Genomic DNA, 21,693 nt, shown 5'->3' on the forward strand with positions numbered 1-21,693 from the left:
GGCGCCATCGCGCCGGGTTGGTTGAGGTCTACTTCCTGCGTCCTTGCACGGTTTGGCAAGGGGCGGCGGCTAGAGCCAGGGCGCGGTGGCCTCCTTGGCCAGCATGTCCTCATAGGTCGGGCGTGGCCGGATCACGGCGTAGTCGGCGCCCTTGACCAGCACCTCGGGCGCCAGCAGGCGGCTGTTATACTCGCTCGACATCACCGCCCCATAGGCGCCGGCGCTGAGGAAGGCCACCAGGTCGCCGGCTTCAAGCGGGGACAGGGCGCGCTCGCGGGTGAAGGTGTCGCCGGTCTCGCAGATCGGCCCGACCACGTCGTAGACCACAGGTGCGCCCGGACGCGGCTTGACCGCGACGATCTCGTGATAGGCGTCGTACATGGCCGGCCGGATCAAGTCGTTCATCGCCGCGTCCAGCACCGCGAACTTCCGGCCCTCGGGCCGCTCGTGGACGTGCAGCACCCGGGCCAGCAGCACGCCGGCATTGGCGGCGATCATCCGACCGGGTTCGAAAGAGTAGGCCACGTCCAGTCCGCCCATGGTTCTCGCGATCATTCGCGCATAATCGGCGGGTGTGGGCGGGGTCGGCTGGTTGAAATAGGGCACGCCCAGGCCGCCCCCCAGGTCCAGGCGCTCGACCGCGAGCCCCTCGCCGCGCAGGCGTTCGACCAGACCGCGCATCTTGGCGAAGGCTTCGGCCATGGGCGCCAGATCGGTGATCTGGCTGCCGATATGGCAGGTGACGCCCACCGGCTTCAGGCCGGCGTCGTTGGCGGCCTTGGCGTAGAGCCGCTCGGCCTCGGAGAGCGAGACGCCGAACTTGTTGTCGGCCTTGCCGGTGGAGATCTTTGCGTGGCCGCCGGCCGAGACGTCGGGATTGACCCGGATGGCGACCAGCGCGCGGGCGCCCAGCGACCGGGCGACCCGGCTGGCCAGCTCCATCTCGGGCTCTGACTCGACATTGATTTCGGAGACGCCGACCTTGAGCGCGAAGGCGATCTCGTCCGCGGTCTTGCCGACGCCGGAGAACACGATCTTCTCAGGCGGGACTCCGGCGGCCAGAGCCCGGCGGATCTCGCCCTCCGAGACTGTGTCGGCGCCCGCGCCCAGCTTCGCCAGGGTCTTGAGGACGGCGACGTTGGAATTGGCCTTCACGGCGAAGGCCAGCAGCGGATCGCCGCCATGCTCGCCGCGGATCCCTTCGGCGACCAGGGCGTCGCGCAGCACGGCGTAGTGCCGTTCCAGGGTGGCCGTCGAATAGACATAGACCGGCGTGCCGACCGCCTCGGCCAGGGCGCTCAGGGATACGTCCTCGCAGAAGAGCTCGCCCCCGTGGAGCTCGAAATGGTTCATCTGGGCCGGGCGTATGGGTCGGGCAGGGCGCCTTGCGGGGCGCTGGACGTGGCGCTCGGCGCGGAGTCGATCGGCTGGGTGCGCGGCGGCACGGGCGCGTCGTCGCGGTTGCGCGGGTCGACCGTGCGGATCGCGCGGCCGGGATCGGACCCGGCGTCCGCCCCCGAGCCCTTGCCCGCCAGCGGACCGGGACGCTCAAGGGCGCCCATCTTGCCGCACCCGGCCAGGGCCAGGGCGCCCGTCAGGACGGCGATCGCCGCCAATCGAAGGGTCATGACAGCTTCTCCTTCCAACGCGCGATCTGGGCGCGAACCTGTTCCGGCGAGGCGCCGCCGTAGCTCTTGCGGCTGGCGACCGAAGCGGCGGGCGTCAGCACGTCGAAAACCCCGGCCGTGATCCGAGTCTCCAGGGCCTGGAGTTCAGATAGGGGCAGGGACGACAGATCGCAGCCGAGCGACTCGGCCTTTTTCACCGCCGCGCCCGTCACGTGGTGGGCGTCGCGGAACGGCATGTCCAGTTCGCGCACCAGCCAGTCGGCCAGATCCGTCGCCGTCGAATAACCGGCGCCGGCGGCGGCGGCCATCTTCTCGGCCACCGGCTCCAGGTCGGCGACCATGCCGGCCATGGCGGCCAGCGAGAGTTCGAGCGCATCGAAGGCTTCGAAGGTAGGGACCTTGTCCTCCTGCATGTCCTTCGAATAGGTCATCGGCAGGCCCTTCATCACAACGGTGAGCTGGGTGAAGGATCCCAGAAGCCGCCCGACCTTGGCGCGGATCAGCTCCGCGGCGTCGGGATTTTTCTTCTGTGGCATGATCGACGAGCCGGTGGTGAAGGCGTCGGAGAGCTTCACGAAGCCGAATTGCGGCGTCATCCAGATCACGATCTCTTCGGCCAGGCGCGACAGGTGCACGGCGCAGATGGTGGCCGCCGCCAGGGCCTCCAGGGCGAAGTCGCGGTCGGCGACGCTGTCCAGGGAGTTGGCGGTGGGGCCCGCGAAGCCCAGGGCCTGCGCCGTCGCGTGGCGGTCGATGGGGAAGGGGGAGCCGGCGAGCGCGGCGGCGCCCAGGGGGCACTCGTTCATCCGCGCCCGCGCGTCGGCGAACCGCGAGGCGTCACGGCCGAACATCTCCACATAGGCCATCAGGTGGTGGCCAAAGGTCACGGGCTGGGCCGGCTGCAGGTGGGTGAAGCCGGGCATCAGGGTCGCCGCGTGCGGCTCGGCCTTGGCCAGCAGGGCGCTCTGCAGGTCGCGGATCTGGCCGCCGGTCCGGTCGCAGGCCTCGCGGACCCACAGGCGGAAGTCGAGCGCCACCTGGTCGTTGCGCGAGCGGGCGGTGTGCAGCCGGCCGGCCGCGGGGCCGATCAGCTCGCGAAGCCGCGCCTCCACGTTCATGTGGATATCTTCGTACTCGTCGCGGAACGGGAAGGTCCCTGCGGCGATCTCCGCCTCGATGGCCTGCAGGCCGCCCTGGATCGCCGCCTCGTCCTCGCTTGAAATCACGCCTTGCTTGCGCAACATCGCCGCGTGCGCCCGCGACCCCGCCAGGTCCTGGGAGGCTAGGCGCTTGTCGAAGCCGATGGAGACGTTGATCGCCTGCATCAGTTCGGCCGGTTTGGACGTAAACCGTCCGCCCCACATGGCCTGACCCGGTTGGGCTTGGCCATCTTGGGTCTTTTTCGAGGCAGGCGAGGAGTTGTCGGTCATATGAGCGAGCGTTCGGATGAAGGTGCGGCCGGCGGCCCCAAGATCCCGCTGCGGTGGGTGCTGGGGGGCGTCGCCGTGCTCGGCGTCGCCGCGGTTCTCTACATCATCGGTCAGGCTTCCATAAACCCCCAGCAGGAAACGAGCCTGAAAGGCTTCGCCAAGGGAGAGATGGCCAAGTTCGCCCTGCCGGTCGAGGCGGCCCCGCCGCCGGCCGCCGGCTTCCTCGACGCCAAGGGCCAGACGAGGCGCATCGCCGACTTCCGGGGCAAGGTGGTGGTGGTCAATATGTGGGCCACCTGGTGCGCCCCCTGCGTCATCGAGATGCCGACCTTGGCCAAGCTGGCCAAGAGCTACGAGGGCAAGAACGTCGAGGTGGTGGCGATCAGCGTCGACCGTCCGGACGACGAGGCCAAGGCTCGCGCCTTCATCGCCAAGCACGCGCCGCTCGCCTTCTATCACGATCCCAAGATGGCCATTCCGTTCGCCTTCAAGCCCGCCGCGGTAGGCATGCCGACCACGGTGATCTACGGGGCCGACGGGGTGGAACGGGGCCGGCTGGCCGGCGAAGCCGACTGGTCGGGCAAGGAGGCCAAGGCCCTGATCGACAAGGTGTTGGCGGAAAGTTGAACAGGCGCTGCGGTTGACCGTCGTCCTGGCCCGTGGCCAGACTTCGGCCCAATCGGCGCTTTGGGCCTGCTGACGTTCTTTCTCCCCACGCATTTCGCGCGGAACCGAACAGCCCGCTCCCCAGACGACTGAGATGGACCGGGCGACCGGCGATCCTCGTCGCGAGTCCGCGTGGAACATTGAGTCAGGGAGACGAGAAGGACATGGCCACCGGTACGGTCAAGTGGTTCAACGCCACCAAGGGCTTCGGCTTCATCCAGCCTGACGATGGCGGCAAGGACGTCTTCGTCCACATATCCGCCGTCGAACGCGCGGGTCTGCGCAGCCTGAATGAGGGCGACAAGGTCAGCTACGAGGAGAAGGAAGAGCGCGGCAAGACCGCCGCGGTCGACCTGAAGCCGGTCTAGCCGGCCTCCACCATTCAAGCATTCAAGCGGACGCCGGACTTGCGAGAGACCGGCGTCCGTTCCGCGTCTGGGTGTCGGGTGTGCGACATTGTGGCGCGCCTCTTGGGGCGTCCAAGCCTTCTACGGCAAGGCTCTGTTTACGGCTTTCCGGCGTGATGGCCGCGTGGAGTCGAGAAACGACCCCGCAAAGGGAACGGGGCGCCCATGGAAGCTGAGGCCGCGGACGGCGAAGCCGCCGGTTGGTTCTTCGAAAACGCGCTCGACGCTTTCGTCGTCGTCAGCCATGGCAAGGTCGCGTTGGCCAATCCCGCCTGGCTCGCCCTGTCCGGCCGGTCGCGGGCCGAAACGCTCGGTCGCCCCTATGCCGAACTCCACCATCCCGATGAGGCCGAACTGGTCGCCGAGATCGTCGCCCGCTTGCGGCGCGACGGCGCGGCGACATTCGATCACCGCATCCCGGCGCCCAGTGGCGACTGGCTGTGGGTGCGCACGCGAGCCAAGCGCGCCGCCGACGGCCGCGCCCTGCTGGTGATCCAGGACATTTCAGCCGAGCGCCGGGCCGCCGAAGACAAAGAGAAGCTGGGTCGCGTGGCCGAACTGCTCGGCGAGACGGCCGGAGTCTATATCTGGCGCTTCGAGGCCGACACCCGCGAATACGATCTCAATCCCCTGGGCGCCGCGCCGTCCGACGGTTCCAGCCTGCTGCGCGTGGGCGAGGCGGCGTTCAAGGACCAGATCCACGCCGAGGATCGGGGCCAGGTCGACGAACTCTGGAACCAGGTCCTGCTCACGGGCGAGACCGGCATTGTCACCTATCGCCACCAGGCCGAGAGCGGCGATTGGCGGCGGTTCCGCACCGCCTGGCGCGGGGTGCGGCCACTGCCGTCCGGCGCCTGGGACGTGCTCGGCATCACCCAGGACGTGACCGAGCTGGCCGACGCCCGCGACGCGGCGCTTGGAGCCGTTCAGGCCAAGACCGAGTTCCTGGCCAATATCAGCCACGAGATCCGCACGCCGATGAATGGCGTGATGGGCGTGTTGCACATCCTGAAGAACGAGACCCTGTCGGCCGCCGGCCAGGTGCTGGTGGACGAGGCCCTGGCCTGCGGCTCAACCCTCGCCCAGATGCTCAGCGACATCATCGACTTCTCGAAGCTCGAGAGCGGCGCCCTGGAACTGGCGCCCGAGCCGCTCGACCTGTCGCGGGAAGGCGACGTGGTGATCGGCATGTTGCGAGCCGATGCCGACGCCCGTGGACTTTCGCTCGTCATCGAGGCGCCCGAGACCCTGGGCTGGGCGTCGCTCGACCCCGTGCGCCTGCGCCAGATACTGTTCAACCTTGCCGGCAACGCGGTGAAGTTCACCCTGACAGGCGGCGTGCGGATCAAGCTGGCGACCTGCGGAGAGGGCGCGGCCCAGCGTTTGCGGATCGACGTTTCCGACACCGGCGTCGGCATTCCCCTGGAGGCTCAGGCCAACCTGCTGGACCGCTTCCAGCAAGCCGACGGCTCCAGCACCCGCCGGTTCGGCGGCTCGGGCCTGGGCTTGGCGGTGACCAAGGCGCTGGCCGAGCGCATGGGCGGCGGCATCGGTTTCACCAGCGTCGAGGGCTTCGGCTCCACCTTCTGGATCGAGATCGCGGCGCCGGCCTGTTCGCGCCCAACGCCGATGATCGCCGACCGCTGGCTGGCGGGCCTGCGCATCCTGGTCGTCGAGGACAACGCCACCAACCGCATGGTGGCGCTACGCATGCTGACCGAACTGGGCGCGGAGGTGGAGATCGCCCGAGATGGCGCGGAGGGCGTCGAGCTGGCCGCCGCCAGTTCCTACGACCTGATCTTCATGGATATCCAGATGCCGGTCATGGACGGAGTGGAGGCCGCACTTCGAATCCGTTCGCTTCCCGGCCAGGCGGGACAGACGCCGATCGTCGCCACCACGGCCAATGTCCTGCCCGATCAGATCGAGACCTATCGGCGCGCGGGGATGGACGGCCATGTAGCCAAGCCGATCTCGCCGTCCGCCCTATTGGCCGAGATCTCCCGGCTGGCGGCGGATCTCGCCCCGGAACAGGCCGCCTAGGCCAGTTCGCGCTGGCGGGCGCGAATACCGCCGCCTTCGGTCTCCGTCAGGGTGCGCAACAGGTTGACCAGCGAGGCGCGGGCCTCCGGCGGCAGGCGCTCAAAGGCCGTCAGCAGCTCCAGCGCGCCTGGCGTTCGGATCCGGCTGAGCATGTCGATATCGCCGCCGACCTCCGAACCCGACGTGTCGAGCACGTCCATCAGGTCGACCACGCGGCAACGCAAGGCGCGCGCGATCTGGACCAGGCGGGAGAAAGAGATGCGGTTGGCGCCGTTCTCGTACTTCTGGATCTGCTGGAAGCTGACGCCGCATTGTTCGGCCAAGGCTTCCTGAGACATCCCGATCGTGCGACGGCGTATCCGAACCGCGGCCCCGAGGGCTACATCCATCGGGTCTGGTGTCTTGTTCGAGAGCTCCGCGTTCATCGTCGTCTCCTCACCCGAAACGTCGCCGGGCAGAGCAAGCGCCCGGGGATCGCTTAGGATTCGATGAAGTTAAGGCTCATCTTTCAGCTTTGAAAAGCGCGCTCATCATCTCGGACTTGACCATTGACGAGCATGTTCAGCGAACGTGTTCTTGGGTTAGCCGGATGTGGCCGTCTTGCCCCTGAGCGAGAGCGACGAAGTCTTCGCCTCGGGGGATGCCCGGTCGGCGAGATCTGCCCCGTTTTGATGGGGTTTCTCAAGGCCATCATAGAAATAGTGCACCGGAACCTCGAGCGCATCGGCCAACCGCCAGATCATCGACGCGGAGATCCGGTTGGCGCCGCACTCGTACTTCTGGACCTGCTGAAAGGTCACGCCACAAAGTTGTCCTAGCTGACGTTGGGTAAGGTTTAATTCCCGTCGCCGGTTGAAAAGTCGCTTGGCCAGGTGAAGATCGATGCTGTCGCGCATGGGTTTGCTGCGGTGTTGGGTTCAAGGGTTTCGATCAAGACAGGTCAGAATGGGACGCCTGCCGTTTTCCACACAAGGACAGGCAAGATGCGAACCATCCGACTCACGTTGACGACGCCCTCCGGAGCATCCAATCCTTGCCGGCGCCGCGCTGCCCTGGACGAATACGCAAGCCTGGGGGCTTTGGACGCCGCTTTTCGCCTGGTCCCGACTCCTGGGCAGACGAAACTTATCGTGTGAGCTTGGTTGAGCACTGGCTGAACCGCCAGTAGGGGGCCTCGTCTCGAACCTCGCTTGAATTCGCCCCAATTCATCTTAACAGGGCCGCACCGCCGCAACTCGCCCCTGAGGGCTCAGTTTTCAGTCTGCAGCAAGTCGCCGACGACGTTTCCGGTCCGGTGACCACCGCCCTCGCAATCCCCTGGAGGTCGCAGCGGCCTCGCGGCCCGCATCGGGTTCGGTGCGGGCCCTCGCACTGGGGCCCCCAGGATGGATGAAGTGCGTAGCCGGCTGGGAGTCCCCTCGGCCAGATCAAAAAGGGACGGGAGTTGACCTGGCCGAGGGCGGCGCCAGTGGGGATGAAGCGCTGCGGCCTCAATGACTCGTGTCACCTCAGGGTTCCGTGAACGAGGAAGAGCCAGCTGAATGTTATGCAGAATTAGACTTTTGACCGTCGCGCCTAACGCACACCGCAACTCTGCCCCAAGAGAGCGAGCGACCAGAAGTGAGCCGACCTTCCTGGAAGCCCGAGGGGGTTTGTCTTCATGAGCCTCGAGGTCTGCCGGAATGCTCGCCGCGCACGAACAGACCCGCGCCGTATGTGCTGAGGCACAGTCTGGGTGAGAGGCGCGAGCGAGCCGAAGACTAGGGTGGAGGCCTCGGCGCCTCCGCGGTCGCCAAGTGTGGCCCGCGCGCGACGGACAACCAGTCAGTGAAGGGTAGTCCATAGGCGCGGTCCATGAACTCGGCCTGAAATCGGAAAGGGAGGTTGGCGTCGCTGTTCCAGAGCATGACGATGCCCGTGCGGGTGGTGGGATCAAACATCATCGTCGCTCGGTAGCCCGAAAGCCCCCCACTGTGGCCGATGACTTTGTGGCCCTTGTAGGTGAAATTTCGGATGCCCAGGCCATATCCCGCCTCCTTGAGCTCCCGGCCCATCGGCGTCCTCCCGTAGGGGCTCGCGGTGGCGACCCGCGACCGCTGCGCCGTCTCAAGGACCGCGTGGGGCAGGACGTCGGGTCGCAGACCCATGAGGGCCTGCATCCAGACGGCCAGGTCGACAATGTTGGAGTTGACCCCCGCCGCCGCCGGCACGCGGTAATAGACCTCCGACACAGCCAGCTGGTCTTGGTCGTGGTGAGGCCGGGCCCAGCGCTCGGCCGACGTCAGACCCGCGGCGCCAAGGGTGGCGCTGGTCATGCCCAGCGGGCGGAAAAGACGCTGCTGAACAGTCTCAACATAGGCCTCGCCGGTCCGCGCAGCGATGATCTCGGTGATCGTGTCATATGCGATGTTCTGATAGCTGTGGCAGGTCGCCGGCGCGCAGACTGTCGGCGCATCGGCGAGGGACAGACGGATTGTGCGAGGGTCCTCGCCGTCCTCAAGCCGGCCGTCGAACGCATTTTTTGGAAGCCCGGTTCGCTGCGACAGCAGCTCCTCCACGGTCAGGGCCAGCTGGGCGTCCCCCGGCAACCGCAGCGAAGTGTCAAACGTCTCCAGCCGGTCGGATAGGGAAATGACCCCGTCGGCCGCCAACTGGGCGCTCAACGTGCCGGACACGGTCTTGGAGAGGGACGCCCAGCGGAAAACGCTTTCGGCGGTGACCGGTTGGCTGCTTTCGGCGGACTCCACCCCGTAGCCCCTCACAAAGGACAGGCGTCCGCCTTCCACGACAGCGACCGCTAGCCCGCGCATCGAGCGATCCGTCATCATGGAACCGAGGCGCGCATCCAGCGCCAGGTAGTCGATCTTCCCGCGCCATTCGGCTGGATCGGTCGGCAACGTCGGGATCGGTTTCGCGGCGACGGAGGGGCCTGCGAACGGGTTGCCGTTCGTGCAGAGCGAGAGACTCAGCCCGAGGACACTCAACGCGAACAGTCCCCCGAGCAAACCTCCTACTGACCCCGCCCTCACGTCCGAACTCTCCTCCCGCCAGCCGCCGCGCCGGCGGCGCCTCATCCGTCGTCAGCCTAGTCCCGCGCGAGCGGTCCGTCCTCTAGGACGTCATCATGCTCAGCAGGCCGCAGGTTGAGCTACGGGAGGAAAACGCGGAGCTCGCCCTCCTGTAGGGTGGGCCGGACCGCCGCTGCGAGGGCGCCATGTAGCTCTCGACCAGCCCGCATGCCGCCGGCGTCCTCGCGGCCGAGTTCAAGGTCGGCTCGTGGCGCTGAGCTGCGGGGCCGGCGTGGATTGGCAGTGAAGGTGAGAGGCTCAGGAATCACGGCCGGTGAGTTCCACGAGGGCCGCCGCCAGCTCTCCCTGTCGAAATGGCTTTGTCAGACGACTGAGCTCCAGACCAACGCCTTCAGCCTCGGCGTAGCCTGAAATCAGGAGAACGGGCAATCCAGGCCGATCTCGTGCGATCCTCCTGGCCAGATCAGCCCCGGTCATGCCCGGCATCAGGTGGTCGGTGATGACAAGGTCGAGGCGGAGGTCCCCGTCCATCAGACGCAGGGCGTCTTCAGCGGTCGGCGTCTCGACGACGCGGTAGCCAAGATCTGTCAGCATGTCGGCGGTGCTGGCCCGCACGAGGTCCTCGTCATCGACAAGCAGGACGGTGCCCGACCGTGGTCCGAGCACCGGATCGGTGCGAGGCATGGGGCTTGGCGCTTCCTGGTCGGTCGTCGGCAGCCAGATCTTGATCGTCGTGCCGGCCCCAGGCTCGCTCTCCACCTCCAGGGCGCCGCCCAGCTGCGCGGCGAGGCCGTGCACCATCGATAGGCCCAAGCCCGTACCGCGACCGACCCCCTTGGTCGAGAAGAAGGGTTCAGCCGCCTGCTGGCGTGTCTCCTCGTCCATCCCGAGGCCAGTGTCATGCACGCACAGGCGAAGATAGGCTCCTGCCTCGAGGCCGGCCATGTGGCCGGGCTGCAGGTTCTCAATCCCCACCGCGATGGTCAGGGTCCCTCCGTCGGGCATGGCGTCACGGCTGTTCACGGCAAGGTTCAGGAGCGCCATTTCGAGCTGATTGGGGTCGGCGATGCCCGCTGGAAGATCTGGCGCGAGGTCAAACGCGATCCTGATCCGCGGCCCCACAGTGCTGGACAGCAGGTCTTCCAAGCCAAGGATCAGCGCGGCGACATCGACTGACGCGGCCTGGAGGGGTTGGCGGCGGGCGAAAGCGAGCAGGCGTTGGACGAGGGTCTTGGCCCGCTCGGCGGATTCCAGTGCGCCGTCGATAAGCCGCTGGGTGCGGGGGTCGCCCAGGCCCCGCCTCTGCAGCATGTCGAGGCTACCGATGATGGGCATAAGGAGGTTGTTGAAATCGTGCGCGACGCCGCCGGTCAGCTGGCCCATGGCGTCCATCTTCTGGCTCTGGTGAAGGGCGTCCTGCACCAGGGCGCGCTCAGCCAGCGCGATCGCGACCCGCTGCTCGAGAGTCGCGTTCAACTCCTCCAGCCGCGCCTGGTTCTCACGCAGCGCCTGCTGGGCCAGATGGGTCTCTGTGGTGTCGTGACCCTCGCAGAAGATTCCCGTGACCTTTCCGGCGTCGTCCAAGACCGGCTCGTAGATGAAGTCGAGGATGCGCTCGACCTCTGGACCCTCGGCGGCCAAGCGCAGACGGACTGAGACCTGGTGGGCCACGTGTCGCTCGCCTGTCGCGTAGACCTCGTCCAGCCACTCGAAGAACCCTTGTCCCTCTAGCTCCGGAAAGACCTCGCGAACCGTCCTGCCGACATGGTCGCGTTTGCCGAACAGCCGGATATAGGCGTCGTTGACGAACTCGAAGATGTGCTCCGGCTGCTTGAGGATAGTGATGAACCCGGGCGCCTGCTGGAAGAGTCGCCGATAGCGCTCGTGCTGCTCCAAGGCGCGTCGATCGGCCAGGACTTGCGCGGTTGTTTCCGTGCACGCGCAGAAGAAGCCCGCGACGGCGCCGTTTTCGTCGCGCACGGGTGTGTAGGAGAACGCAAAATGCGTCTCCTCGCGGTAGCCCCTCCGTTCCATATGAAGCTCGATGTCGCTCATATGCACCGGCTCGCCGCGATAGGCCTGGGCGACGATCGGGATCAGGTCGCCTTCGATCTCCGCCCAGACCTTCAGAAACGGTTGGCCGACGGCCGAAGGATGCTTTTCGGCGAGAATTTCAGCGTAGGCGTCATTGTAGAGCAGGGCGCCTGCCTCGCCCCACGCGACGAACATCGGCTGGTTCGAGCCCATCACAATGTTCAGAAGGGTCTTCAGGGGCTGTGGCCAGGTGGACGGGTCACCAAGCGGTGAGGCCGACCAGTCGAGTGCTCGAAGCAAACCGCCCGTATGGCCGCCGCCGGCGGGAATGTGAATCAAAGCCTCACCCACGTACGGCCACCCAATTGAACTGTATGTCTCGCTGGACGCGGCCAGCGCCCGTGGAGGAGAGACGGGCGAGACAACCCCCGTCACTCAGTGCGGGCGGGGGCATAGGGTTCCGGTTGGTTCCGGAGATGCCGGGGAGCCCGCCGAGACCTTTCGTCGCCACGGCGCCCCATTCAGCAACGAGACGACGCCAAAGCGTATTAGGGTCAGGTCGGCGTCGCCCCCCGCCCTGCCCAGTCCAAGGACATCACTGATGCCGCAAGGCCCAAAGAAGCCGAAGTGGGGCGCCCGGCAGTTGCGTCTTGCCATCGACGCCGCCGGCGTCGCGATGTGGTCGTGGAACGTCGACACCGACATGATCACGATGGATGATCACGCCTTTGAGCTTTGGGGCGTGTCGCAGAGTCCCGACGTAACATTTGAGGACCTGTCTGCTCACATTCATCCGGCTGATCGCGACCGGGTTCGCGCCGCCTTCGCCGCCACGCGAGCGATTTCCGGACCCTATGAGATCGACTTTCGGATCATGGTCGGACGCGACGCCCGCTGGGTGTCAGCCCGCGGCCAGGGCGACGACGCCGACATCGAGGGGCGCGTCATGTTCGGGGTCTTCCTGGACGTCACCGGCCGCAAGCAGGCCGAGGAGGGCAATGAGTTGCTCGCCGGCGAGATGAGCCATCGGGTGAAGAACCTGCTCACCATCGCCACCGCGCTCACCGCGATCACATCGCGCTCTGCGACCACCGCGCCGGAGATGGCGAAGGACCTTACGCACAGGCTTACCGCCTTGGGTCGGGCACATGATCTCGTGCGGCCTCTTCCCGGCAAGCCCGAACGCGGCGCGCTGCTGGGCGACCTGCTTTCGGTCCTCCTGGCGCCCTACGACGACATGGGAGCCTTTAGCGGACGCATCCGGGTGTCCGTCCCACGCATGGCGGTAGGAGAGAGCGCAGCTACGACGCTGGCCATGGTCCTGCATGAACTCGCCACGAACTCCCTCAAATACGGCGCGCTATCGTGCGCGGAGGGAACCCTGGATGTCTCCTGCGACTCGTCGGGTGAGAGCGTCGCTGTCGTCTGGACGGAGCAAGGGGGCCCGGAAGTTGTCGCCGCCAAAGCCCCGGGTGGCTTTGGCGGCAAACTCTTGCAGCGCGGCATGGATGATCTTGGCGGCAAGGCGGAGGTGGCTTGGCTAAGGACTGGGGTCGTCGTCACACTTCATATGTCTGCTGACCGGCTGAGGTCATGACTCTTCGACCTGACAAAGAGACGGACGCGGCTTATGTGATCACGGGGCGCTAAAAGGGGGATCGAAAACCCCACCCCTGCCGTTGGACGAGCATGTCGGTCACGAGCCTCCCGGAATGGCAGCAGCTTGCCCTATACGCGCTCGGCGCCGCAGCGCTCCTGACCCTGGCCTTCAACCTTCCTCACGTCGGCCGTTTCATTCGGGCCGCCGTGTCGTTCGCGGTCCTGGCGTTCGCCGTCTTCCTGTTGCTGCAGCAGGCGCCTTACGATCCGAGGCTCGCCTGGCTGCGATCGTCCTTGGGCCTCGACCGGCAGCAGGTCTCAGGCGACGAGCTGCGGATCTCCATGTCGGGTGATGGCCACTTCTGGGCGAACGCGACCTTGAACGGCGTCACGCGGCGCATGCTCATCGACAGCGGCGCGACGGTTTCCGCGCTCTCGTCGGCAACCGCGACCGAGGCGGGCGTCAAGCCGGACGACGCCCTGGTTCCGGTCAGGGTGCGAACGGCCAGCGGCCTCGTCGAGGCCAGGATCGCGACGCTTGAAACCCTCTCCCTGGGCCCGCTTGAGGCCCGGGACCTGAAGGTGGTCGTCTCACCCGGCCTGCAGGGGGTGGACGTCCTGGGCATGAATTTCCTCTCCGAGCTCGGATCGTGGCGGGTGGAGGGGCGCACCCTCATCCTGACCCCGCCCGCCGCGTCGCCGGAACCCTGAACCCGGCGGGTGGGCCGTCTGCTGTCGGTTTGGGCGCGAAGGCGAGACTGTCCGACGGCCCGGATGATGGTGTTCTGAAGGCCTGAGGCCCTGGTCGCGGGCCTAGGCCGCGCGGCGCGCCTGCTCCAACTTCAGCGCCTTGGCTTCCTCCGCCCGCCAGTAGCGGGCTTGCTCCGTAAGCCGGTCGCGGTCGGGTCGGTAGCTGACGATCTTGATCATCAGTTCCAGTTCTTCGGCCTTGAGGCAGCATTCGGCGGCGGACATGGCGCTAACCATGCCATCGAAAGTGCTAAGATTACGTTGGTTTGCGAACGATTGGCGCTGGGGCCGGAAGCCCCGCGCGGCGGGCGTTTTGCGAGGCGGGCTCGGAGAAGAGCCGGGTTGCGGGGACTGGCTGGCGGTGCTGTCAGTCCAACGGCAACTTGTCTCCAGTTGACGCAGTGAGGGCAGGGGAGGCCAGGTTTTAGCCCATCACCGCGCGCCACTCAGCCAGGGCGGCTGAGCGTCGTTTGCGGTAGAGGTCTCGGCTGATGAGGTGCGCTCCTGGTTGAAGTGGTTATGGACCGTGCCGTGCACGGCAGCGAATTTCTGGAGCGTCTTCATCCTCCGAAATCGCTCCATGGCCCGCTCTCGTCGTCGGAACGGCTGGTTTGAGTTCTCCGCCCGGTTGTTGAGCCAGCGGCCCACCTCCTGACTGTCGGTGCTGCCGATCTCTGCCCCCTGGCGCACTCAAGCCGTAAAGCTGCTCCTCTTGAGACGCGGCTGCGGCGATGAGATCCGGCGTCAGTTAGATTGGCTCGCCATGAACGCGGCGAAGCGGTCCTGCCAATCCGGATGCCAGCGAGAGAGCGGAGGACGGTTTTCGATCGGGTCGCCAATGGCCCACGCCATCCGCTTCTCGTCGGTCTCACGCGACACATCGTTGTCGGGGCAGAGGATATAGAAATCGCCTCGCCCGAGGCTCTCCAGCATGAACTCGATCACCTGGTCGGCCGTCCAGGCGGCGGCCGGCTTCTGAGTGACGAGGCCTCCGCCGGTCATGCCGGTGAAGGTGAAGCCGGGGATCAAGAGGTGGGCGCTGATGCGGCATCCGGCTGTGTTGCGTAATTCATGCTGCATCGCTTCAGTGTACGCCTTCACGGCGGCTTTCGAGACGTTATAGGCCGGGTTGCCTGGCGGGGTGGTGATGCCTTGCTTTGAGCCGGTGGCGATCACGTATCCAGCGCGACCACTTTCTATCATGGCGGGCAGGAAGGCTTGCGCCCCGTTCAGCACGCCCCAGAAGTTGACCTCCATCAAAGCGCGCCAAGCGTCTTGGTTCTGCCAGGTGACGCCTGGGTTGGCGCCGGTTCCGGCATTCAGCATCAGCACCCCGACATCGCCGAAGTGGCTGTGTGTCAGGTCCCTCAGTCGCTCGAGGTCGGAAGGCTTTGACACATCAGTTGGCACGGCGGCGACGCGCCCCCCTGCCTCGCGAATAGAAGTCTCCGCAGCCCGCAATTTCTCGCCGGACTGATCGGCCAGGACGACGGGAAGTCCGAGGGCCGCAAAGCGCCGTGCGGCCGCTAGGCCGATGCCGCTCGCGGCGCCGGTGATCACCACGGCTCCGCCGTCTGCGATCGGGAGGAGGTTCTGGAACGTTTGGCTCATGACGGGACCATAGCGCCATCTGCAGGGGCCGCCTCCCTCAAATGGGTGCTCAGACCCTCGCGATCCGATTGGGAATGTCGCGTTGCTGGAGCGGAGGGAATGTAAGCTCCTGGAGCATCCCGGACCCGATCACCAACTGCTTTCCCTACGCATCCGCTCGCGGATCTCATCCCCAGCCTGGACCGTGAACTCTTCCACCAGGGACTTGTCGCGTGGACGGCAGCGAATTTCTGGACTGTCTTCATCCTCCGAAATCGCTCCACCGTCCGCTTCCCGCGTCTTGGCGACGTAGGATTCTAACACTTCGCCTACTGGCGCAGCGTAGCATCGAGGTCAGCTTCGAGACGGTCCGGTGCTGGACGCTGAAGTTCCGTCGAAAGTTTGCGGCGCCATGGTGCCGCTGACCCATTGATGAAATGATCGGTGGGTCCGTACGTCAAATCTTGGATCTCCCGGCCGATGCCGCCCGAAGCCCTCGAAGATGTCTTCGCCGCTGAGGCCTCGCTGATGTCGCTGGCGGGTGGGACGCAGCTCGTGGCCGCGGGCGAAACAGCTCAGGCGCTTTACAGGCTTACGGTCGGACGCCTCGCCGAGGTCGAACCGACGGCCGGCGGCGGCGGCGGGCGTCTCTTGGCGGTGCATCGGCCCGGCGCCCTCATCGGCGGGGCCCAGCTTCTGGGGGATGGCCGCCACGCGACAACGGTGACCGCCCTGCGCGACTCCGAGCTACAGGCGATCCCGGCCGAACGCGCCCAAGCCCTGCTGCGGGACCGACCCGCCTTCCTTGAGGAGGTGGCCCGAGCCGCGCTGACGCGCATGAGGACGTCCGAACCTGGCGACCGGCGCAAGAGCTCCATCCTGGGGTTCGTGGCGGTCTGCGACAGTGTCGACATGCGCGATCTCGCCGAACGCCTGGCCGTGGCGATGCGCGCCCTGGGCGCCGAAGTCGCGGTTCTGGGCGCCGAGGCGGAAGACAGCGAGGCGTCCTATCTCCAGGCCCTGGAGATGGAAAACGATTTTATCCTGATGGCCGCCGAGCACCGGAACGCCGATTTCACGTCCTACTGCAGCCGTCAGATCGACCGACTGATCCTCGTGGCGGGCGCCGAGACGCCCCTGCCCGAGGGGCCTATCCCGTTTGTGACGGCGGCGATCCGCAACCAGCGCCTGCTCGATGTCATCCTCGTCCAGCCAGCTGGCGCGCGGCGCCCTCGCAATTCAGACCGTTGGCTCGACGCGGCGCCTGCCTCCCGGTTGTTCCAAATCCGGGCCGGCGACGAGGCAGACGTGGCGCGTCTGGCGCGCATCTACACCGGCAACTCGATCGGACTGGCGCTGTCAGGAGGCGGCGCGAGGGCTTACGCCCATGTCGGCGTCGCCCGGGCGCTGGCGGAGCTGCGCGTGCCCATCGATTTCGTCGGCGGCACCTCCATGGGAGCCATTGTCGCCGCGGGCGTGGCCATGGGCTGGGACGACGCCGAGATGGACCGGCGCATCCGTGAGGCGTTCGTGGACTCCAGTCCCCTGTCGGATATCGCCTTCCCCATCCTGGCCCTGACCCGCGGGCGCATGGTGGATCACCGCCTGAAGACCCACTTCGCCGACGTCCAGATCAGCGACCTGTGGCGGCCCTTCACCTGCGTGTCCACCGATCTGACCGTCGGCGGCGCACGCATTCACCGCCGGGGATCGCTTCGCCGCGCCCTGCGAGCGTCCCTGTCCCTGCCCGGCATACTGCCGCCGGTGGTGGAGAAGGGTCATGTGCTGGTGGACGGCTCGCTGGTGCGCAACCTGCCAGTGGATCTCGTCCGCGAACAGCACGACGGGGTGACGATCGGGGTCGACGTAGCCAGCGCCGATGGGCTGAAGGCGGGCGACCTGAGACTCCAGCCTCCCGGCTGGCGCTGGTTCGCTTCAGGGGCCTGGCTCAGGGGCCCCCCGATCGTCTCCGTGCTGATCCGCTCGGCCACCCTGCCGAGCGTCGCGAGCATGGCCCTCACGCGTGACGACCTGTTTGTGATCGCCCCAGAGGTCGAAGATATCGGGCTTCAGGACTGGAAGACCTACGACACGGCCGTATCGGCCGGCTATGAGGCTGCAATGGCTGTTGCCGATCAACTGTCGGCATTGAGGCGTTGATTTAATACGAGTAGTTTGAATTCCGAAACTTCGATAGCGCGCTGATGGCGCCGGGAATCCAGTAGCGAATCCTGGTCGGCGAACAGCCTTCGGGCCTGACCCTTCGTAACGCTCTCAAGACGCCGATGCCGTTGGCCTGGGCCGACCAAATGGTCTGGCTGGAGCGCATCTCGCGCGGATGAACTGCTGAGCAGCTGGCCATATTCGGCAGTTGCGGGATCCCTGTTTTGCGCGCGCTCTATCCCTGATCCTTGTGCATGGTTTCCCTGTTACTCATTCGGCGGATTCGCTGACCAATCAGCGAAAAACACTCAATAGATCCGTTTGTTACGCTCAATCACCTCGAAGTCTGGGTGCAAACACGCCCGGACAACGAAGGAATTTCCCTGTTGCGCCGGATAACAGGGAAACCGTCACCGTTTCTGATGCGAGGAGACAGGGCGCGGAAAGGGGGCCGTTTGGGCCGCATTTGGGCCCCCAGAGACCAAGGCGAATGACGGATGGGGCCCTCGGAAGCCCCGCACGACGGGGGCTTCGTGGCGCACACTCGGAGAAGAGCCCGGTTGCGGGGACTGGCTGGCGGCCCGGAAGGGACTCGAACCCCTGACCTTCGCTTTAGGAACTCAATAATTACTGTTTCAAACCTTTTCAGGCGTGTTCAGTTTGTTCTAAATTCGAGGTTAGACAGCGGTTTGGAGTTTCACTAATCTCCATCTATATTCAGGTAGCGTCGTCGCGGCGGGACCTATTTGTGACCTGGCGCGACCCCCAAAAACGGAGATGTCGGTGGCAAGTTCGTTGACGGCTCGCTTCTGTGACAGCGTGAAGCCAACGCCTGGCAGGCAGATCGACCACCTCGACGCCGACGTCCCCGGCCTGGCGCTCAGGGTTTCGGCGCGAGGCCGGAAGGTCTGGACTTTCAGGTATAGGAACAGCGCGGCTAAGCAGTGCCGCATCAACATAGGGGTCTTCAGCGACAGCCTCGGCCTGGCCGAGGCGCGGATGCGCGCTCGCAGGTTGCAGACCCTGGTGGACGACGGGGTTGATCCGGCTTCGGAGCGGCGCATCGCGAAGTCCCGCGAGCGCGACCGGGAGATCGCGACCTTCGAGGATCTCGCCATGGCCTACTTCGCGGCCTGCGAGCAGGGTCTCTGGACGCCCAAGGGCAAGGTGAAGCGGAAGCGGAGTCTTGACGACGAACGCAACGTCTATCGCCTGCACGTCAAATCTCATCTGGGCAGACTGCCCCTGAGGGAGGTGACGCGCTCGTTGGTGAAGCGGCGGCTCAGGGAGATGTACCTCGACGGCATCGGCGCGCAGACGAACAAGGCGCACCAGATGATCCGCGCGACCTTCTCCTTCGCCATCGCCGAGGAGATCGAGCCGGACATCATTCTCTACAATCCGGGGATGGGATTTGGCCGGGTCGCGCCGATCAATCCGCGGATGCGCACGCTCAAGGACGAAGAGTGGCGCACCTTCTGGCGCGCGCTCGACGAAATGCAGGGCGGCGGCGAGATCGTGTCTTCCGCGGGTCTGCGGGTCTGCATGGGCCCGCACATGGCGATCGTCCTCAAGCTCTGCAGCTTTCTTCTCCAGCGCAAGGGGGAGATCATCGGGATGCGGCGCTCGGAGCTCGACCTCGACCAGGGCGTCTGGATTGTTCCGCCTGAACGAATGAAGGGCGGCCGGCTCCATCTGGTGCCGCTGTCGGAGCGTGCGATCGCCCTCATCAAGGAAGCGATCGCGCTCAATGGCGATCTGGAGACCGACTGCGTGTTTCCCAATCCGCGCGACCCATCGATGTCGATGCGGTCCGACAGCGTCTCCCACGCCATGCGTCTGCTGAACCAGGTGATCGGGATCAAGGACGCCACGCCGCACGATCTTCGGCGGACGGGATCGACCGCCATGACCAGCGAGCGGCTCGAAATCTCCCCGCTGATCCGTAGCAAGGTGCTGGGGCACGCCTTCGACACGGGAGGCGGCGCTGCGGTGACCAGCCTGCACTATGACGCGAACTCCTACGCCCGGGCGAAGCGGCTGGCGCTCGCGGCATGGCAGGAGCTGCTGGTGCAGATCATCAGCGGGAAGGCGTCGCCCGTCAGCGCGCTTGAGCTGCTTGAGGAGCGCCAGTTGGTGCGCATGCTTGATTGGCGAAGAGCGGGTTAAGCTCGGAGCAGAGCAGGGCCCTGGGCCTCGCCAAGGTTCGCGTAGCACGAGAGGCCTCTTCAGCTTCCCAAGCTGAATGTCGTGGGTTCGAATCCCATCGAATCAAACATAAGCGCTTCCGCCACGGCAACTGAGCTCGTCTGCCGGCGCCGCCGTCGAGCCTCCTTGATATTCCACCCGCCGCCGCCATCATCCGTTCGACAGGGCGTGGGGGCGTGGATGCATCGTAAGTGGCTTTTCAGCGCGATGGGGTTTGTCCTGCTCGCGCTGTCCATTCCTGCCGCGGCCCAGATCGCTCCGGCGGGCGAGCCGGCGTCGGAGGCCGACGCCGCGCTCCTGAATTCCGACACCCTCGCGCGGTCCAGGGCGGTGGACGAGCGAAACGCGACGGCCCGGACGGCCAACGAGGCCGAGCTCAAGGCGTTCCAGGACAAGCAGGCGGCCTACCTGGCGGACGTCGCGAGGTCACGGGCGGCCGACGAGGCCTATCGCCGCGAGAAGGCGGTCTACGAGGCCCGGCGGGCGGCGTGGGAAGCCCAGGTCAGGGGCGCCGCCGCGCCCCTTGGCTCCCGGACCTATGTTCCGAAGGTTGTCGACGCCACACCGGTCGCCACAGCGGCCGCCTATGTCCCGCGCAAGAGCGACCCGACCCTTCCGGCGGAAGTTGCCGCCGTGCTGCCGCGGCTGGCCACGGTGCTGCTGCCGGCGCCGAACACCTTCGTGCAACTGGACACCCGCTATTTCCTCTGTGGCGAGGAGCTGCGGCTGGGCTTCCGTCTGAGAGACGGCTACCCCGAGGACGAGGTCCAGTTCGCCGGCGAGTTCACCCTCACGCGGGGCGCCATCACCACGTTCAAGGCTATGGCGCGGCGGCAGGCCGAGCCGTTGAGCTGCCGGGGCCAGACGGTCAAGGTGGGGTCGAAGGCCGAGTTCGAGAAACACCTCCTGCAGCACACCTTCCCGAACGGCGACGAGGTCTGGTCGGCCGTCGATATGTGGCAGCATCTGATGGAGACGCTCAGCTACGTCACCTTCCCGGCTCCGTGGCCTCAGAACTATGCCGGGCGCGATGCGGAGGTCTCCCGTGACGAGGCCCGGCGGCTCGCCGAGCGCGTGGCGCTGCTCGCGGCGGATCGTGCGGGACGGCCTGCGCCACCGGCAGCGCAGGCGCCGGTCACGAAGGACGACGATGGCCTGGACCGCCTGGCCCAGAGCATTGCCGCCCTGGGTGGCGCGTCGGCCGATCCGCCATCGGAGGACGCCGCGCCGCGGACCCAGATGGTCGCGGCGGCGCGGGCGAGGCTCGCCGAACTCACCCAGGCGGTGGACATGGCGGCCTCGCCGGCGCCGCGCGGCTTCAACGACGGCGTCTACGCGATCGATGGCGGCGGCTATTCGATCAGCGTCGCGGGCGAGGGCGACAGCTTGGTGGTGGTAGAGCCCAACAAGCGCTCGCAATACGTCCGCCAGCCGGACGGGACCTACCATTTCTTCAACCCGAACACTGGGACCACCTTTGGCCTGAGGGTGGTGAGCGCCACGATGATCGAGGCGTTCCAACCGCTGCGCCCGGACAGAGCGCCGACGAGCCTCAGCCGCGTGGGCGGCCCCGGACCACCCGCTGTTGGTCCGGATCGCGCCATCGCGGAGAAGTATGCCGCGCTATCCAAGACCGACCCGGACGACGCCCAGACCTGGACCGCCTGCGCCGCGGCTGCGATGAAGCGCAGCGTCGCGACGCGGGCGGAGGCCGACGCCTACGGCGGAAAGGTCGCCGAGATGCTGAAGACCATCCTCGTGGATCCCAACCGCTCTCCCTGCGAGGACGCCCTCCCAAGTTCGCTCTGGTGAACGACGGAATCTGCCTGCGGCACGGTCATCGTCAGTTGTCAGCTAGTCTCGGAGCGCTGCCTGGCAAAAGGGCGAGGGCGCGAGACATCCGGTATTCGACAGTCTTTGCTGTGATGCCGAAGTGAACGGCGATCTGCTGATAGCTCAGGCCGCCGAAGCGATTCAAAATGAGTGTGTCTCGATGGCGATACTCGTCCCGGACGAGATTGTTGGCCACCGTAAGCAGGAGGATTTTGGGGTGTCGCGCCTCCCCAAGGGTGTCTGGGACGCCACAACCCGCAAGAAGGCCTCCTGGGTGAGGTCTTCGCTTGCGTCGCGTCCGACTGAGGCCGCG

Annotated in this window: 19 protein-coding genes and 1 tRNA gene; 9 read left to right on the forward strand and 11 right to left on the reverse strand. The window is 66.3% G+C overall.

Annotated features, from left to right (window positions below):
• Positions 1-69 precede the first annotated feature (69 nt).
• Genes lysA through argH form a run of 3 tightly spaced genes read right to left on the reverse strand, consistent with a single transcriptional unit; the run spans position 70 to position 3,058 of the window.
• Positions 70-1,353 carry a diaminopimelate decarboxylase gene (gene lysA, locus M9M90_RS04810; protein WP_254836033.1) on the reverse strand — a complete coding sequence of 428 codons (1,284 nt, stop codon included), beginning with the start codon at positions 1,351-1,353 and terminating at the stop codon, positions 70-72.
• Entirely contained in the window at positions 1,350-1,628 is a 279-nt protein-coding gene (locus tag M9M90_RS04815; RefSeq protein ID WP_254836034.1) for a hypothetical protein, read from the reverse strand. Before M9M90_RS04815 ends, lysA begins: the two co-directional genes overlap by 4 nt.
• Positions 1,625-3,058, reverse strand: a complete 1,434-nt coding sequence (gene argH / locus M9M90_RS04820) for an argininosuccinate lyase (protein ID WP_254836035.1) — start codon at positions 3,056-3,058, stop codon at positions 1,625-1,627. Before argH ends, M9M90_RS04815 begins: the two co-directional genes overlap by 4 nt.
• Here argH and M9M90_RS04825 point away from each other — a divergent pair, their 5' ends adjacent.
• From M9M90_RS04825 to M9M90_RS04835, 3 genes are all read left to right on the forward strand, one after another.
• Complete coding sequence (locus M9M90_RS04825) at positions 3,059-3,685, forward strand: TlpA disulfide reductase family protein (RefSeq protein WP_254836036.1); 627 nt, start codon at positions 3,059-3,061, stop codon at positions 3,683-3,685.
• A 203-nt stretch (positions 3,686-3,888) separates the two neighbouring features.
• Positions 3,889-4,092, forward strand: a complete 204-nt coding sequence (locus tag M9M90_RS04830; protein WP_254836037.1) for a cold-shock protein — start codon at positions 3,889-3,891, stop codon at positions 4,090-4,092.
• A 204-nt stretch (positions 4,093-4,296) separates the two neighbouring features.
• Positions 4,297-6,174 carry a PAS domain-containing hybrid sensor histidine kinase/response regulator gene (locus tag M9M90_RS04835; RefSeq protein ID WP_254836038.1) on the forward strand — a complete coding sequence of 626 codons (1,878 nt, stop codon included), beginning with the start codon at positions 4,297-4,299 and terminating at the stop codon, positions 6,172-6,174.
• Here M9M90_RS04835 and M9M90_RS04840 read toward each other — a convergent pair.
• The 4 genes from M9M90_RS04840 to M9M90_RS04855 all read right to left on the reverse strand — a co-directional run bounded on the left by M9M90_RS04840 (position 6,171) and on the right by M9M90_RS04855 (position 11,588).
• Positions 6,171-6,599: a helix-turn-helix domain-containing protein gene (locus tag M9M90_RS04840; protein ID WP_254836039.1), complete on the reverse strand. Its 429-nt coding sequence runs from the start codon at positions 6,597-6,599 to the stop codon at positions 6,171-6,173. The two genes, M9M90_RS04835 and M9M90_RS04840, sit on opposite strands and share 4 nt — an antisense overlap.
• Before the next feature lie 156 nt (positions 6,600-6,755).
• Positions 6,756-7,070, reverse strand: coding sequence for a helix-turn-helix domain-containing protein (locus tag M9M90_RS04845; RefSeq protein WP_254836040.1), 315 nt, complete (start codon positions 7,068-7,070; stop codon positions 6,756-6,758).
• Positions 7,071-7,934: 864 nt separating this feature from the next.
• Positions 7,935-9,179: a serine hydrolase gene (locus tag M9M90_RS04850; protein WP_254836041.1), complete on the reverse strand. Its 1,245-nt coding sequence runs from the start codon at positions 9,177-9,179 to the stop codon at positions 7,935-7,937.
• Between the two features lie 321 nt (positions 9,180-9,500).
• Positions 9,501-11,588, reverse strand: a complete 2,088-nt coding sequence (locus M9M90_RS04855) for a PAS domain-containing sensor histidine kinase (protein ID WP_254836042.1) — start codon at positions 11,586-11,588, stop codon at positions 9,501-9,503.
• A 250-nt stretch (positions 11,589-11,838) separates the two neighbouring features.
• On the opposite strand from M9M90_RS04855, the gene M9M90_RS04860 reads away from it, so the two are divergent.
• Both M9M90_RS04860 and M9M90_RS04865 read left to right on the forward strand, forming a co-directional pair.
• Positions 11,839-12,834 carry a sensor histidine kinase gene (locus M9M90_RS04860; protein WP_254836043.1) on the forward strand — a complete coding sequence of 332 codons (996 nt, stop codon included), beginning with the start codon at positions 11,839-11,841 and terminating at the stop codon, positions 12,832-12,834.
• A gap of 92 nt (positions 12,835-12,926) precedes the next feature.
• On the forward strand, positions 12,927-13,547 hold the full coding sequence (locus tag M9M90_RS04865; RefSeq protein WP_254836044.1) for a TIGR02281 family clan AA aspartic protease: 621 nt from the start codon (positions 12,927-12,929) through the stop codon (positions 13,545-13,547).
• A 102-nt stretch (positions 13,548-13,649) separates the two neighbouring features.
• Here the strand turns inward: M9M90_RS04865 and M9M90_RS04870 are convergent, their stop codons facing one another.
• The 3 genes from M9M90_RS04870 to M9M90_RS04875 all read right to left on the reverse strand — a co-directional run bounded on the left by M9M90_RS04870 (position 13,650) and on the right by M9M90_RS04875 (position 15,197).
• Positions 13,650-13,811, reverse strand: coding sequence for a hypothetical protein (locus tag M9M90_RS04870; RefSeq protein WP_254836045.1), 162 nt, complete (start codon positions 13,809-13,811; stop codon positions 13,650-13,652).
• Positions 13,812-14,018: 207 nt separating this feature from the next.
• Complete coding sequence (locus M9M90_RS21255; RefSeq protein WP_371876896.1) at positions 14,019-14,276, reverse strand: DDE-type integrase/transposase/recombinase; 258 nt, start codon at positions 14,274-14,276, stop codon at positions 14,019-14,021.
• A gap of 54 nt (positions 14,277-14,330) precedes the next feature.
• A complete protein-coding gene (locus M9M90_RS04875; RefSeq protein WP_254836046.1) occupies positions 14,331-15,197 on the reverse strand; it encodes an SDR family oxidoreductase in 867 nt (288 codons plus the stop codon).
• 459 nt (positions 15,198-15,656) lie between these two features.
• On the opposite strand from M9M90_RS04875, the gene M9M90_RS04880 reads away from it, so the two are divergent.
• The 4 genes from M9M90_RS04880 to M9M90_RS04895 all read left to right on the forward strand — a co-directional run bounded on the left by M9M90_RS04880 (position 15,657) and on the right by M9M90_RS04895 (position 21,359).
• Entirely contained in the window at positions 15,657-17,336 is a 1,680-nt protein-coding gene (locus tag M9M90_RS04880) for a patatin-like phospholipase family protein (RefSeq protein ID WP_254836047.1), read from the forward strand.
• 780 nt (positions 17,337-18,116) lie between these two features.
• On the forward strand, positions 18,117-19,508 hold the full coding sequence (locus M9M90_RS04885) for a site-specific integrase (protein WP_256549229.1): 1,392 nt from the start codon (positions 18,117-18,119) through the stop codon (positions 19,506-19,508).
• 34 nt (positions 19,509-19,542) lie between these two features.
• Positions 19,543-19,613: transfer RNA gene (locus M9M90_RS04890), tRNA-OTHER, on the forward strand.
• 114 nt (positions 19,614-19,727) lie between these two features.
• Positions 19,728-21,359: a hypothetical protein gene (locus tag M9M90_RS04895; protein WP_254836049.1), complete on the forward strand. Its 1,632-nt coding sequence runs from the start codon at positions 19,728-19,730 to the stop codon at positions 21,357-21,359.
• A 31-nt stretch (positions 21,360-21,390) separates the two neighbouring features.
• Here the strand turns inward: M9M90_RS04895 and M9M90_RS21260 are convergent, their stop codons facing one another.
• Complete coding sequence (locus M9M90_RS21260; RefSeq protein WP_371876897.1) at positions 21,391-21,576, reverse strand: RNA polymerase sigma factor; 186 nt, start codon at positions 21,574-21,576, stop codon at positions 21,391-21,393.
• Positions 21,577-21,693 lie beyond the last annotated feature (117 nt).

Source organism: Phenylobacterium sp. LH3H17 (assembly GCF_024298925.1).
Lineage (GTDB): Bacteria > Pseudomonadota > Alphaproteobacteria > Caulobacterales > Caulobacteraceae > Phenylobacterium.